Here is a 13,294-nt window from a genome sequence, read left to right on the forward strand (position 1 = left end):
TTTTGGTCGTAGAGCACACGGTTTAACGACTTAATTACGAAGTAAATAAGTCTAGTATGTTAGACTTTAATGTTTTTTTACTCGGTGGGGCGCCCGGCGGGGCTACCCGCGGGCGATGCGCAACGTCACGATCTCGAAGGGGCGCAGTCGTAGCCGTGGCCCGGCCGGACCCAGCGGCCGCTCGTGCAGGTCGGTGCGCTCGATGCCGGCCGCGTCGAACGAGGTGTGCACGGTCGTGCCGCCCGGCGTACCAAGGGACTCGTAGAGCCGGACCACGACGTCGCCGGACCGGTCGTCGGCCAGCTTGACCGCCTCGATCAGCACGCCCGGGTCGCCTTCCAGGCGGACCAGCGGCGGCACCCCGCGCCCGCCGAGCCGGGTGGACGGCGGCAGGTTGATCGCATAGCCCGCGGCCACCGCGTCCGCCGGGGTCGCCGCCGGGACGAAGTGGAAGCGCAGCTCGTGGGTGCCCTGGTCGGTGTCCGGGTCGGGGAACCGCGGCCCGCGCACCAGCGTGGCCCGGATCTGGGTGGCCATCCCGCCGCCCGGCCGCGCGACCCGCCGCACCTCGTGGCCGTACGTGCCGTCGTTGGCCAGCGCCACCCCGACCGGCTCGCCGACGTGCACCCAGCGGTGCGCGGCCACCTCGAAGCGCGCCGCGTCCCACGACGTGTTGTCGTGTGTGGCCCTCGTGACGTGCCCGAACTGGGTCTCGAAACGGGCCCGGTCGGCGTGCACGTCGGCGTCGAAGCCCAGCTTCAGCAGCCGCTGCTGCTCGTGCCAGTCGATCTCGACGCGGATCTCCACGCCGGGCCGGCCGGGCCGCACGGTGAAGGTCTGCCGCACGCCCGACGCGCCGAACTTGCGCTCGACCGTCGCCCACGCCTCGCCCGCGTCGCCCACGCCGGTCTCGAAGGAGGCCACGTCGGTGACGTCGGTGACGCTGGCCCGGTAGTGCCGGTCGACGTCCCAGGCGTCCCAGTGCGCCGGATAGTCGGGATGCAGCTGCAGCACCGCGGCCCGTCCGCCGGGGGCGACCGCCTCGGCGCCGGTCTCCAGGTCGACGATCGACGTGATCGTCCCGTCCTCGGCGAGGGTCACCGAGGTCCGGTCCGACCGCAACGTGCGCCCCTCGACGACCGCCCGCTGCTCGCCGGCGGGGGAGGCGACCGTCGCGGCGCCGGGCTCGACACCCGACACCGGCACGGGGGCGGTGTTGAAGCAGACCTCGTTCTCGCCGGGGCCGGCGAGCGTCTCCTGGAGCCCGCCGATCAGGCCGCCGAGCCTCGCGGCGAGATCCCGGTACGTCTGCCGGGCCTCACGGTGCACCCAGCCGATCGACGAGCCCGGCAGGATGTTGTGGAACTGGTGCGTCAGCACGGTCCGCCAGGCGCCGCGCAGCTCGTCGTACGGGTAGTCGGCGACGCCGGCCACCGCCGCGGTGGCGGCCCACAGCTCCGCCTCGCGCATCAGGTGTTCGCTGCGCCGGTTGCCGCGCTTCATCGCCGCCTGCGAGGTGAGCGTGCCGCGGTGCAGTTCGAGGTACAGCTCGCCGTACCACTGTGGAGGGTGCGGCAGCTCTTCCCGGGCGGCGTCGAAGAAGGCCTGCGGGTCCTCCACGCGTACCCTCGGCACGCCCTCCATGTCGGCGGTCCGCCGCGCCCGGAAAAGCATCTCGCGGGTCGGCCCGCCGCCGCCGTCGCCGTGCCCGAAGGGCAGCAGCGACCGCGTCGCGGCGCCCTTCTCCTTGAAGTTGGCCGCGCCGTAGTTGAGCTCCTTGACAGTGATCTCGCCGTTGTACGTGTCGGCCGGCGGGAAGTGCGTGAAGACCGACGTGCCGTCGATGCCCACCCACTCGAGGGTGTGGTGCGGGAAGCGGTTGACCCGGTTCCAGGAGATCTTCTGGGTGAGGAAGTAGTCGATGCCGGCCTGCCGGACGATCTGCGGCAGCGCGCCCGAGTATCCGAACGAGTCGGGCAGCCACGCGATCCGGGTCTCGTGGCCGAGTTCCTCGCGGAAGTACCGCTGGCCCTCGGTGAACTGCCGGACCATCGCCTCGCCGCCGGGCAGCACGGTGTCCGACTCGACCCACATCCCGCCGATCGGCACGAACCGGCCCTCGACCACCCGCCGCTTGGCCCGCTCGAACAGCGCCGGGTGGTCCTCCTGCAGCCAGGCCCAGTGCTGCGCGGCCGACATCACGTACACCAGGTCCTCGTGCTCGTCCATCAGCTGCAGCACGTTGGCCACCGTGCGCGCCACCTTGCGCCGGGTCTCGCGCAGCGGCCACAACCAGGCCGAGTCGATGTGCGCGTGCCCCGCCGCCGACACCCGGTGCGCGCTCGCCGAGGCCGGCGCCTCGAGAATCGGCCTCAGCGGCTCGCGCAGACGATCGACATCGTCCGTCCCGTTCGCGTCGAGCAGGTCGAGCGTCGTGTCCAGCGCACGGGTGGCCAGCGCCCGCAGGGTCAGGTCGAGTTCCGGCTGGTTGAGCAGCCCGGCCACGATCTCCAGGTCGTGCAGCAGTGCCGCGACGTCCTCGTGGCGGATCACCAGCGCGGCCGTGTTCAGCACGTATTGCGGCTTCTCCCCGGCCGTCTCCCGCTCGCCCAGCGGCGTGGGCCGGAACTGGTCGATGGCCCGGCCGAAGAACTGCGGGTTGGCCGCGGCCTCCAGGTAGACCTCGACCGCGCCGGCGCCGGACACCGGGACCCAGTTGTTGAGCGGCTGCACACCCTTGATGACAGTTCCGTCGCTCGCGTAGGCGAGGCCCTCGGCCTGGAACCCAGGCAGCGAGTCGTCCTGCCAGCCCAGGTCCAGCGCGATCTCGACGCGCGCGCCGCGGGCCTCCTCCGGCACCGTGCCGCGCAGCCGGAACCAGACGGTGTCCCACGCCCGGCCCCACGCCTCCCCGATCGCGAAGGGCCGGTACCCGGCCTCCCGCGCCGCCGCGAACGGCACCGGCTCACCGCGCACCTCCCATGCGCCGATCTCCAGATCCGCGAGGTGGGTGACCAGCGCCGGGCGGATGCGGTCGCGGAGCGCACGGTCGAGCCGTTGCTGCGTGATGTCCTCAGAGTGCATCCGGCGATGATTCCCCGGATCAGTCCTCCAGCGCCACCGGTACGGGCTGCAGGTCGAGCCGGACCGGGCTGCCCGGCTGCAACTCGCCGAGCCGCCCGCTGGCCACCTGCGCCACCACCAGAGCGTCGCCGACCTCGACGGTGACCCGGCTGGTCGGGCCGAGGAAGCTCGCGGTGAGCACCCGGCCGGCGCCGTCGGGGTCGGGGACGACGTCGACCGACTCGGGCCGCACGAGCGCGGTCTTCTGCCCACCGCCGGGCGACGGGGCGACCAGCGGCAGGCGGCTGCCGAGCACTTCGATGTGGCCGTCGGCGACCCGGCCGGGCAGCCGGTTGCTCAGCCCGACGAAGTCGGCGACGAACGCGGTCGCGGGGGTGCGGTAGACCTCGGACGGCGGGCCCAGCTGCTCGAGTCGGCCGGACCGCATCACGCCGACCCGGTCCGTGACGGCGAGCGCCTCCTCCTGGTCGTGCGTGACGAACAGGGTGGTGGTGCCGACCTCGGTCTGAATCCGCTTGATCTCCTCGCGCAGCTGCACGCGGACCTTGGCGTCGAGCGCGGAGAGCGGCTCGTCCAGCAGCAGCACCTTCGGCTGGATGGCCAGCGCGCGGGCCAGTGCGACCCGCTGCTGCTGGCCGCCGGAGAGCTGGTGCGGGAAGCGGGCCGAGTGGGTGGCGATCCCGACCAGGTCCAGCATCTCCGCGGCCCGGCCCGCGCCCCTGCCGCGGCCATCGCCGCGGCCGCGCAGCTTGAGGCCGAATTCGACGTTCTGCAGCGCCGTCATGTGCGGGAACAGGCTGTACGCCTGGAAGACCATGCCCATGTCGCGCCGGTTGGCGGGCAGCCCGGTGATGTCCTTGCCGTCGACCAGCACCGTGCCGCTGTCCGCGTCCTCCAGCCCCGCGAGGACTCGCAGGGCGGTGGTCTTGCCGCACCCGGACGGGCCGAGCAGTGCGATCAGCTCGCCGGGATGCAGCTCGAGGTCGAGGCCGTCGAGCGCGTGCACGGAGCCGAAGGTGCGGCGCAGTTCCTTCAGGTGCACGGCGACACCGGTCATCGGGAAGCCCTCCGTCGATCGCCGATCAAGGACAACAGCAGCAGGAGCACGAAGGCCAGCAGCAGCGCCGCGAGGGACACGGCCACCGACATGGTGGCGCTGCTCTTGCCCAGGAAGTTGATCGCCACCTGCACGTTGGTGCGGTTCAGCAGGGAGGCGATGGTGAACTCGCCGAGCACCAGGGCGACGGTGAGGAACGCGGCGGAGAGCACGGCCGAGCGGATGTTCGGCAGGACCACCCGCAGCATGACGGTGCCCCAGCCGGCGCCCAGGCTGCGGGCCGCCTCGGCGAGGGTTTTGACGTCGATCGCGGACAGGCCGGCGTCGATCGCGCGGTAGGCGTACGGCAGGACCAGCACCGTGTACGCGAAGACGAGCGTCAGCGACGAGCCGCCGATGAAGTAGTTGACCCACGCGTAGACCGGGGCGAGCCCGACCACCAGCACGATCGCCGGGATGGTCAGCGGCAGCAGGCAGAGGAACTCGACCAGGCGGCGCAGGCCCGGGAGGCGCAGGCGTACCCAGATGGCGGTCGGCACCAGCAGCACCAGCATCAGCAGCGCGGTGAACAACGCCTGCAGCAGCGACGCGATGATGCCCTCGGCCAGATCCGGGTAGGTCGCGCTGAGCTCGGGCCAGTCCACCAGCAGGCTCCACGTCTGCTGGTCGCCACGGGTGGTGAACTCGACCATCGCCACCAGCGGCAGCACGAAGAAGATGCCGAGCACGATCAGCACGGCCCAGCGGAAGGCGGCCTGCTTGCGGGCGCGCCGCGCGATCAGCCCAGCCATCTGGCCGTCCTTCTCTGCAGGAGGGCATAGAGCGCCATCACGATCGCGACGACCACCACCATGCCCAGCGCCATCGCCTTGCCGAGGTTTTGCTGGCCGAGGACGACCTCGCTGGTCAGCGCGCCGCGGATCTGCAGCGGGATGATCGGGCTGCCCTGGCTGACCAGCGCGGCCGCGGTCGCGTACGCGGAGAACGCGTTGGCGAACAGCAGCAGCGTCGACCCGAGGAAGGCCGGCGCCAGCAGCGGCCCGGCGATCCGGGTCCAGTAGTGCCAGTTGGTCCCGCCGAGGCTCTCCGCCGCCTCGCGCCACTGCGGCCGGATGCCGTCCAGCGCCGGCAGGAAGACGATCACCATGAGCGGGATCTGGAAGTACGTGTAGACGAGGATCAGGCCGGGCGTCTCGAAGAGCCACACGCCGCCGGAATACAGGTCGACCCCGACATTGTCGCGCAGGAACACGGTGACGAAGCCGGACAGGCCGATGGTGGCGATGAACGCGAACGCCAGTGTCACGCCGCCGAACTGGGCCAGCACCCCGGCTGCCGCGGTCACCGCCCGGCGCAGCAGCCCGCCCGGCCGCGCGGTGGCCAGGGCGTAGGCGAGCAGCGCCCCGAACACGGCGCCGATCACCGCGGTCGTCGCCGACAGCAGGATGCTGCGGCCGAACGCGGCCAGGATGAAGCTCTCCTTCAGCGCCCGCACGTTGCTCAGGGACGCCCCGCCCTCGTCACCCGCGAACGCCCCGATCACCACGACCAGGGTCGGGATGATCAGGAAGATCGCGACGTAGGCGAAGAACGGGACGGTCCCCAGCAACGAAAGGTGACGTCGCGAGGCAGGCGGCATGTCAGCCGATTGCCTTGGCCCAGTTGGCGGTCAGATACTCCTTGGCCTTGTTGTTCTGCTCCTCGGTCGGGATCACCGGGGTGCCCTCGACCTTGGGCAGGGCGTCGTACGCGGTCTTGTCGATCGTGCCCGCCTTGACCATGTCGTCCGCGCGCACCGGGCGGGCGCCGCCCTTGAGCCACAGGTTCTGGCCCTCGTCGGAGTAGAGGAACTCCTGCCAGAGCCGGGCCGCCGCCGGGTGCGGAGCGTCCTTGCTGATCGCCTGCACGTAGTACCCGCCGACCACCGCGCCGGCCGGCACGACGGTCTTCCAGGTCGCGGTCTTGGCCGCCTGGCCCACGTTCAGGTAGTCCCAGTCGATGACCACCGGCGTCTGGCCGGACGCGATCGTGGCCGGAGTCGGGTCCACCGGCAGGAAGTTGCCGGCCGCCTTGAGTTTTTTGAAGAACTCCACCCCCGGCGCGATGTCGTCGGCGGAGCCGCCGTTGCCGAGCGAGGCCATGAGCACGCCGGAGAACGCGGCGCCGGCCTGCGTCGGGTCGCCGTTGAGCGCCACCTTGCCCTTGTACTCCGCCTTGAGCAGGTCGGCGAGGGTGGCCGGGGCGGGCACCTTGGAGGTGTCGTACCCGATCGACATGTAGCCGCCGTAGTCGTTGACCCAGGTGCCGTTCGGGTCCTTGAGCTCCGCCGGGACCGTGTCGAACTTCTCCGACTTGTACGGCGCGAACATCGCCACGTTGGCGGTGGCCACCGCGGTGCCCAGGTCGAACACGTCGGGCGCCTTGTCCTGGCCCTTGAGCTGGTTGGCGGCGTTGATCTCGTCCTGGCTGGACGCGTCCGGCTGGGCCGAGTTGACCTTGATGCCGTACTTGGTGCCGAACGCCTTGATGATCTCGCCGTAGTTGGCCCAGTCGGGCGGGAGGGCGATGACGTTGAGCTGGCCCTCCTTCTTCGCCTCGGCGACCAGGGCGTCGAGCCCGCCCAGGTCGGCGGCGGAGGTGGCGGTGGCCGCGCCGGCGCCGCTGCCGCCGTCGCTCTCCTTCTCGGGCGGCGAGCAGGCCGCCATGGCGACGAAGGTGGATGCCGCCAGCAGAGTCGCTATCGGGGTCGCGGCGGTACGCGCAAGATTCCGCACTATGTTCCTCCTCGTGAAGCCGTGTTCAAGATCATCGCTGGGCAGGCGCGGCTTCCGGGCGACGAAAAGGCGTCGATCCGGCGACGATCTCCTGATCATGCCTCAGCGGGGGCGATCACTTCCGGATGTGCCTGGAGGAATTCAGCTACCTGGTCTTTCTTGACCGCTTTGAGCATGTCCATACTCAAGTCGGTCAGGATCTCGACGCTGCCCCCTCGTCGACCGCGGAGAGCCCGGTGGGGTCCTTCACGGTCAGCGCGGGCAGCGATCCGAGCAGGTTCTGCCGTTTATCGACAAGACGCAATGACGCCCGCGAATGGTTACGTGTTTACAAGAAATTCATACGCGCGTTTTGCTTCTCCGTGCACAGGCCAGTTGCATGTCACCTTCGCGCCGTTCCGGGCCACTATCGTGCGCGGATGCCTTCGACACCGGATGTCAGTGTCGTCATCCCCACCCGCAACCGTCCCGCCCTCGTCCTTCGCGCGATCCGCACCGTGCTGGCGCAGACCCACCGCGCGCTCGAAGTGGTCGTGGTGGTGGACGGGCCGGACGACACGACCCTCGAGGCACTGCACACACTCGACGACGATCGGATCCGCGTCGTGCAGTTGCCCGCGAAAGGCGGCGCGCCGAACGCGCGCAACCAAGGCGTGCTGGCCGCCCGCGGGGCCTGGGTCGCGCTGCTCGACGACGACGACGAGTGGCTGTGCACCAAGCTCGAGGCGCAGCTCGCGGTCGCCGCCACTGCGACCTCACTCACGCCGATCGTGGCCACCCGGCTGATCAACCGCACGCCGCGGGCGGAGTCCACACTGCCACGCCGGCTGCCCAAGGCGGGCGAGCCGATCAGCGAGTACCTGACTGTCCGGAGTGGACTGTTCTACGGGGACGGCTTCATCCAGACCTCCACGATCATGGCGCCGACCGCGCTGCTGCGCCGCGTGCCGTTCCGGCCCGGCGTGTGCCGGGCGCAGGAGCTCGACTGGACGCTGCGCGCGGTCCAGCAGGAGGACACCGAGCTGCTCTTCGTGCCGGAGCCGCTGGTGCTCTGGCACCAGGACGAGGACCGCGACCGGATCACGCTGACCAACCCGTGGGCCGAGGTGCTCGCGTGGCTGCGAGCCAGCCGCGACCTGTTCACCCGCCGCGCGTACGCTGCGTTCGCGATGAGCGTCCTTGGTTCGATGGCGGCCACCACCCGCAGTCCCGCGGTGTTCCGGGAGGTGCTGTCCGAGGCGTACCGGCACGGCCGGCCCGGCGCCATCGACTACCTGACCTACCTGCAGATCTGGGCGCTCCCGCCGGCCGTGCGCGCCAAGCTGCGCGACCGTGTCCTCGGCCGGCGGGGGGATCGGCGGAAGGCCGTCGGGGTCGATGCCGGCTGACCGCACGCTCGTCATCTGGCGGAGCGCCATGCTGCCCGCCTCGGAGACGTTCGTCCGCAACCACGGCGCCGCCCTCACCCGCTGGCGCCCGGCCTACCTCGGCGCCACCCGGATCGCGTCGCCGCTGTCCGAGCCGGCCGACGTGGTGGCCTTCCCGGACGGCGCCGGATTCCTCCGGCTGCGGCTCACCGGGCGATCGCCGATCCTGACCCGGGCGCTGGGACGGCTGCGCCCCGGCGTGGTGCATGCCCACTTCGGCGGCGACGGGTGGCTCGTCAGCCGGGCCGCCGCCGCGTGCGGGGCCCCGCTGGTCATCACCGTGCACGGGCACGACGTGACCCGGCAGCCGGCGACGCCCGGCCCCCTCGGGCTGCGCTACCGCCGCAACCTGCGCGCCGCGTTCCGCCGGGCGGCGGTGGTCCTGGCCGTCTCCGAGCCGATCCGGGAGCGGGCGATCGCCCTCGGCGCCGACCCAGCCAAGGTACGCGTGCACCACACCGGCATCCCGATCCCGGCGGCCGTCCCGGGCGGTCCGAAACGGTGGGACGTCGCCTTCGTCGGCCGCCTGGTCGAGAAGAAGGGCGTCGGCGACCTGATCGCCGCGCTCGCCCGGACACCCGCCAAGGCGGTGGTGATCGGCTCCGGACCGCTGGAGGCCGAGCTGCGCCGGCAGGCGGGCCGGCTCGACGTCACCTTCCTCGGCAACCTCCCGCCCGGCGACGTGACCCGTCACCTCGCAGCCTCGAAGATGCTCGCCGCACCGTCCCGCACCGCGGCCGACGGCGACACCGAAGGATTGCCGACCACGATCCTGGAGGCCGCCGCGCTCGGGCTGCCGGTGGTCGCGACCCGGCACAGCGGCATCCCCGAGGCGGTGAAGGACGGCGAGACCGGGCTGCTCGGCCCGGAGGGCGACCCCCGCGTGCTGGCGGGCAACATCGGCCGGCTGCTGGCCGACCCGGGCCTGCGGTCGAAGCTCGGCTCCCGCGGCCGTGAGTTCACCGCCAGGAACTTCGACCTGGCCCGGCAGACGAGCCGGCTCGAGGACCTCTACGACGAGCTCGCCGACGCCGCCGTCACCGCCGGAGCAGCCGGGCGGCGACGCGCCGTGCGCTGAGCGGCACGACCGAGATCATCAGCCGGCCGGAGGAGTCGAGCACGGGCGCGACGGCGACCAGCCGCCGGCCCTGCCGGACCAGCTTCGGGCGTACCCGCCGCATCCGGGGCGCGCGCACCGCGGCCGCGCCCGCCGCGCCGGTCGCGTTCGCCCGCCCGAGCGCGCGCCCTGGGTCGAACGGTCCCGGCTGCGCCGACACGATCCGGCGCTGCCCGGTCGGATCGGCCGTCGCGACGATGGTGACCACGTCGAAGTGGATCCAGGTACGCCCGTTCGCGACGGTGATCCGGGCAGGCACCTCCTCGGCGCTGACGCTCGCCGCGCCGTCGCCCTCCGCCTCGATCACCAGCTCGTCGCGGCGCCACCGGACGGCGACCGCGTCCAGTTTCGCGGCCCAGTCCGGCGCGGTCGTCACGTCGAACGCCGCGTCGGGCAGCCGGCCGAAGCCCGGGTACGCCGCGAACCGCCGCCCGCCGCGGACCTCGGTGCGCGGCCGGCCCTCCCGCGCGTCCTGCCGGATCACGGCGAGCAGGTCGTCGAGGTCGCCGTCGCGGGCCACCGCCAGCCGGATCCGGGCCTCCGGGCCGAGCCGGGCGGCGATGTCGTCGTTGAGGTGCTCGGCGGCCAGCCGGCCGGCGACGTCGTGCACCAGCTGCTGGCTCGCCCGGTCCAGCCCGAGCAGGTCGTCCTCGAGCAGCCGGGCGATCTCGTGGTCGAACCGGTGGACCATCACCGCGTCGCGGCGTTTGCCCGGCTCGATCAGCTCGGCCACGTACCCGGCGATCTTCTCCACGGTCTCGACCCGCACCGCGTGCCGGCTGCGGTAGGTGATGTTGCCGGCGTCGTGCCGGCGCACCGCGTAGTAGAAGTCGTATCCGGTGAGCACCGAGATCCGGCCGGCGTGGAAGCACGCCGCGAGGGTGAACGGGAAGTCGCTGCCGATCGGCATGTCCTCGCGGTAGCGGATGGCGTGCCGATCGAGCAGCTCGCGCCGGAAGAGCTTGGTGTTGGCGAGGGACCGGGGCAGCGGCGAGTCGAAGAGGTCGAGGTCGGGCTCGTCGCGGGCGAAGACGTCCTGGAAGATGTGCCGGCTGTTGACGCCGGCGACGCGGCCGAGCACGACGTCCGAGGAGTATTCGTCGGCCGCGGCGACGAGGCGTTCGAGGGCCTCCGGGCCGAGCCGGTCGTCGGCGCCGGTGAAGAACACGTAGCGGCCGGTGGCGGCGTCGAGGCCGCGGTTGAACGGGCGCGCGGGACCGCCGGAGTTGGGCTGGTGGATGACCGTGCAGCGGCCGGGATGGCGGGCGGCGAAGCGATCCAGCTCGGCGCCGCTGCCGTCGGTCGAGCCGTCGTCGACCGCGACGATCTCGAGGCGGCCGCCGCCGATCGTCTGCGCGGCCAGGGAGTCGAGGCATTCGGTGAGGTACGGCATCGTGTCGTGCACGGCCAGGATGACGGTGACATCCGGAGCCGGCGGCGGATCCAGCAGCTTGCCGTAGAGCGCATCGAGCTTGGCGGCCTGTGTCTCCCAGGTCCACTCGTCGAGCGGCCCGCTCCGGTAGCCGCCCGGATCGGCCAGCACCTTCCGCACCGCCCGGGCCAGGTCCGCCGGGTCCTGCGCGCGGAACACCTCGCCGATGCCGGTCGACCGGACCGTCTCGGCCATCGTGCGCACGTCGCTGACGATGATCGGCAGGCCGGCGTGCGCGTACTCGAAGAACTTGGTGATCAGGGCGATCTCGTGGTTGGGCCAGTGGTGGATCGGGATCAGCCCGGCGTCCGCCCCGGACAGCAAGCGGGTCACCTGGTCGTAGGGGACGTAGGGCACGGGGTGGATGCGCTCGTGCCGCGGCGCCCCGGCCGGGTCCTCCACGACCATGGCGACGTGCACGCCGGGCAGCATCGGCAGGGCCGCGGCGACGTCGGCGAGTCCCCGCTGCGGCGACGCAGATCCGCTGTAGACGAGCAGCGGAGTGTCCCGGTCCACGCCGCACAGGGCGCGTAGGTCCGGCACCTCATCGGCCGGCGGCGCCGCGACGGGCGCGTTCAGCACCACGGACGGGCGCCGGGGCAGTTCGTACTCCTCCTGCAGCATGCCGGCCAGGGTGTCGGACACAGTGACGACGGCGTCCGCGGCTGGTGCGTACTCCCGCTCGTAGGCCCGATGGGCGGGCAGCCAGCGGGCGTTGTCGCGGCGGGGGCGCGCGCCGGGCAGGAACTCGTGAGCGTCCCAGACCAGCCGGATCGCCGGGTTGCGCTCCTTGGCGCGGGCGCCCACACCGAGCATGCGGGTGTCATGCGCGTGGATCAGATCGGGCGCCAGCTCGTCGATCGCGGCGGCGAAGGCCTTTTCGTACGCCCACAGCCCAGGCTCGAGTTGCCGCCATGCTCGGTCACCCATCCGGGCGAACCAGTACCGAACCTGAGCGAGCTCGACGGGTCGGCGGGCCAGCCGGGCCAGCCGCAGCGGCCACCCGCCGCGGGCGAGCAGCCGCCCGCGCAACCCGCTCTGGCCACCGCGACCCAGCGGAAGCAGACGCACCTGCGCATGGCCGAGGCGCCAGCGCTGCTCGGCGGGGGTGGGGGAGCACCCGAGCAGGGTCACGTCCCAGCCGGCGGCGGCGGCCGAGCGGGCCGCCTTCTGCACCCGGGAGTCGCCCCGCACGCCGTTGTCGACCAGCATCACGACACGACCGTTTCCCATGATGCGGCGATTGTACGGACGCAGCGGGCGAGATCCGCGTCCCCGTCACGTACTTGTCAACGGCTCTTCACCTCGCGTCCAGCAGGCGGGATGGAGTATTGCACAATGCCGATCACTGGGGTAGGAAATAAGAAATCCCACAGGACCGATAGGACCGACACATGAGAAAGCTGATCCTTCTGGCCCTGGTCGGACTCGGCGCGCAGCTCGTCGACGGCAGCCTGGGCATGGCGTACGGCGTCACGTCGACCACCCTCCTCCTGGCGATCGGCACGAACCCGGCGGCCGCCTCGGCCACGGTTCACCTCGCCGAGATCGGTACCACGCTCGTCTCCGGCGTCTCGCACTGGCGTTTCGGCAACGTCGACTGGAAGGTCGTGCTGAAGATCGGTGTGCCGGGCGCGATCGGCGCCTTCGCCGGCGCCACGTTCCTGTCCGGTCTCTCCACCGAGACGGCCGCGCCGCTGATGGCCGTCATCCTGCTGGTCCTCGGTCTGTACGTCTTGATCCGCTTCACCACGCAAGGCCTGCCCAAGGGACACCTCGGCAAGCCGCTGCGCAAGCGGTTCCTGGCTCCACTCGGCCTGGTCGCGGGCTTCGTCGACTCCACCGGCGGCGGTGGCTGGGGTCCCGTCGGCACCCCGGCGATCCTGGCCAGCGGCCGGCTCGAGCCGCGCAAGACGATCGGCTCGATCGACACCAGCGAGTTCCTCGTCGCGATCGCGGCCAGCATCGGCTTCATCATCGGCATCGGCTCGGAGGGCGTGAACTTCGCCTGGGTCGCGGCGCTGCTGGCCGGCGGCGTGATCGCGGCGCCGATCGCGGCGTGGCTGGTGCGGCACATCCCGCCGCGGGTGCTCGGCTCCGCGGTCGGCGGCGTCATCATCCTGACCAACACCCGGACGCTGCTGCGCAGCGACTGGATCGATGCGCCCGACGCGACGCGCTACTCCGTCTACGCGGTGATCTACGTGGTCTGGGCGGCCGCCCTGGCCTACTCGATCTCGCAGTACCGCAAGAACGCCGCGGAGGAGAAGGCGATCATCGCCGAGGCCGAGGCTCAGCAGGCCCGGGCCGAGGAGGAGCGCCAGCCGGCCTGATCGCCGGACCACTGGAGCCGCGGCCGCTGGGGGGTGGCCGCGGCTTCAGTCCGTTCGCCGTCAGTCCGCT

Annotated in this window: 9 protein-coding genes and 1 pseudogene; 3 read left to right on the forward strand and 7 right to left on the reverse strand. The window is 71.8% G+C overall.

Going from position 1 to position 13,294, the window contains the following annotated elements; all coding sequences use genetic code 11:
* Window positions 1-102: 102 nt before the first annotated feature.
* The 5 genes from AB0M20_RS07185 to AB0M20_RS07205 are packed head-to-tail and all read right to left on the reverse strand — an operon-like array spanning window position 103 to window position 6,915.
* Window positions 103-3,084, reverse strand: coding sequence for a glycoside hydrolase family 38 C-terminal domain-containing protein (locus AB0M20_RS07185; protein WP_364295124.1), 2,982 nt, complete (start codon window positions 3,082-3,084; stop codon window positions 103-105).
* Between the two features lie 19 nt (window positions 3,085-3,103).
* A complete protein-coding gene (locus tag AB0M20_RS07190; protein ID WP_364295127.1) occupies window positions 3,104-4,141 on the reverse strand; it encodes an ABC transporter ATP-binding protein in 1,038 nt (345 codons plus the stop codon).
* The gene (locus tag AB0M20_RS07195; RefSeq protein WP_364295130.1) at window positions 4,138-4,932 is read right to left on the reverse strand and encodes an ABC transporter permease subunit; all 795 of its coding nucleotides are present in this window, start codon (window positions 4,930-4,932) and stop codon (window positions 4,138-4,140) included. Before AB0M20_RS07195 ends, AB0M20_RS07190 begins: the two co-directional genes overlap by 4 nt.
* A complete protein-coding gene (locus AB0M20_RS07200) occupies window positions 4,920-5,750 on the reverse strand; it encodes an ABC transporter permease subunit (protein WP_364295135.1) in 831 nt (276 codons plus the stop codon). The genes AB0M20_RS07195 and AB0M20_RS07200 overlap by 13 nt, the downstream gene beginning before the upstream one ends.
* 31 nt (window positions 5,751-5,781) lie before the next feature.
* Window positions 5,782-6,915 carry an ABC transporter substrate-binding protein gene (locus AB0M20_RS07205; protein ID WP_364295138.1) on the reverse strand — a complete coding sequence of 378 codons (1,134 nt, stop codon included), beginning with the start codon at window positions 6,913-6,915 and terminating at the stop codon, window positions 5,782-5,784.
* A gap of 419 nt (window positions 6,916-7,334) precedes the next feature.
* Here AB0M20_RS07205 and AB0M20_RS07210 point away from each other — a divergent pair, with 419 nt between their 5' ends.
* Together AB0M20_RS07210 and AB0M20_RS07215 are read left to right on the forward strand one after the other, a co-directional pair.
* Window positions 7,335-8,303, forward strand: coding sequence for a glycosyltransferase (locus tag AB0M20_RS07210; protein ID WP_364295141.1), 969 nt, complete (start codon window positions 7,335-7,337; stop codon window positions 8,301-8,303).
* Window positions 8,293-9,420 (forward strand): glycosyltransferase, encoded by a 1,128-nt coding sequence (locus AB0M20_RS07215; protein ID WP_364295144.1) that lies wholly within the window; start codon window positions 8,293-8,295, stop codon window positions 9,418-9,420. Before AB0M20_RS07210 ends, AB0M20_RS07215 begins: the two co-directional genes overlap by 11 nt.
* On the opposite strand, the gene AB0M20_RS07220 is transcribed toward AB0M20_RS07215, so the two are convergent.
* Together AB0M20_RS07220 and AB0M20_RS07225 are read right to left on the reverse strand one after the other, a co-directional pair.
* A complete protein-coding gene (locus AB0M20_RS07220) occupies window positions 9,380-10,906 on the reverse strand; it encodes a glycosyltransferase (RefSeq protein WP_364295150.1) in 1,527 nt (508 codons plus the stop codon). The two genes, AB0M20_RS07215 and AB0M20_RS07220, sit on opposite strands and share 41 nt — an antisense overlap.
* Window positions 10,904-12,103 (reverse strand): annotated as a pseudogene (locus AB0M20_RS07225) (glycosyltransferase family 4 protein); the annotation flags it as partial. The gene AB0M20_RS07220 and the pseudogene AB0M20_RS07225, both read right to left, overlap by 3 nt.
* A gap of 182 nt (window positions 12,104-12,285) precedes the next feature.
* Here AB0M20_RS07225 and AB0M20_RS07230 point away from each other — a divergent pair.
* Entirely contained in the window at window positions 12,286-13,224 is a 939-nt protein-coding gene (locus AB0M20_RS07230) for a sulfite exporter TauE/SafE family protein (protein WP_364295147.1), read from the forward strand.
* Window positions 13,225-13,294: the final 70 nt, after the last annotated feature.

The sequence above is a fragment of the Actinoplanes sp. NPDC051633 genome (assembly GCF_040681735.1).
Lineage (GTDB): Bacteria > Actinomycetota > Actinomycetes > Mycobacteriales > Micromonosporaceae > Actinoplanes.

Excerpts from the sequence above, each read along its gene's own strand:
- AB0M20_RS07185 (WP_364295124.1), bottom strand. The coding sequence starts at position 3,084 with ATGCACTCTGAGGACATCACGCAGCAACGGCTCGACCGTGCGCTCCGC.
- AB0M20_RS07190 (WP_364295127.1), bottom strand. The coding sequence starts at position 4,141 with ATGACCGGTGTCGCCGTGCACCTGAAGGAACTGCGCCGCACCTTCGGC.
- AB0M20_RS07195 (WP_364295130.1), bottom strand. The coding sequence starts at position 4,932 with ATGGCTGGGCTGATCGCGCGGCGCGCCCGCAAGCAGGCCGCCTTCCGC.
- AB0M20_RS07210 (WP_364295141.1), top strand. The coding sequence starts at position 7,335 with ATGCCTTCGACACCGGATGTCAGTGTCGTCATCCCCACCCGCAACCGT.
- AB0M20_RS07215 (WP_364295144.1), top strand. The coding sequence starts at position 8,293 with ATGCCGGCTGACCGCACGCTCGTCATCTGGCGGAGCGCCATGCTGCCC.
- AB0M20_RS07230 (WP_364295147.1), top strand. The coding sequence starts at position 12,286 with ATGAGAAAGCTGATCCTTCTGGCCCTGGTCGGACTCGGCGCGCAGCTC.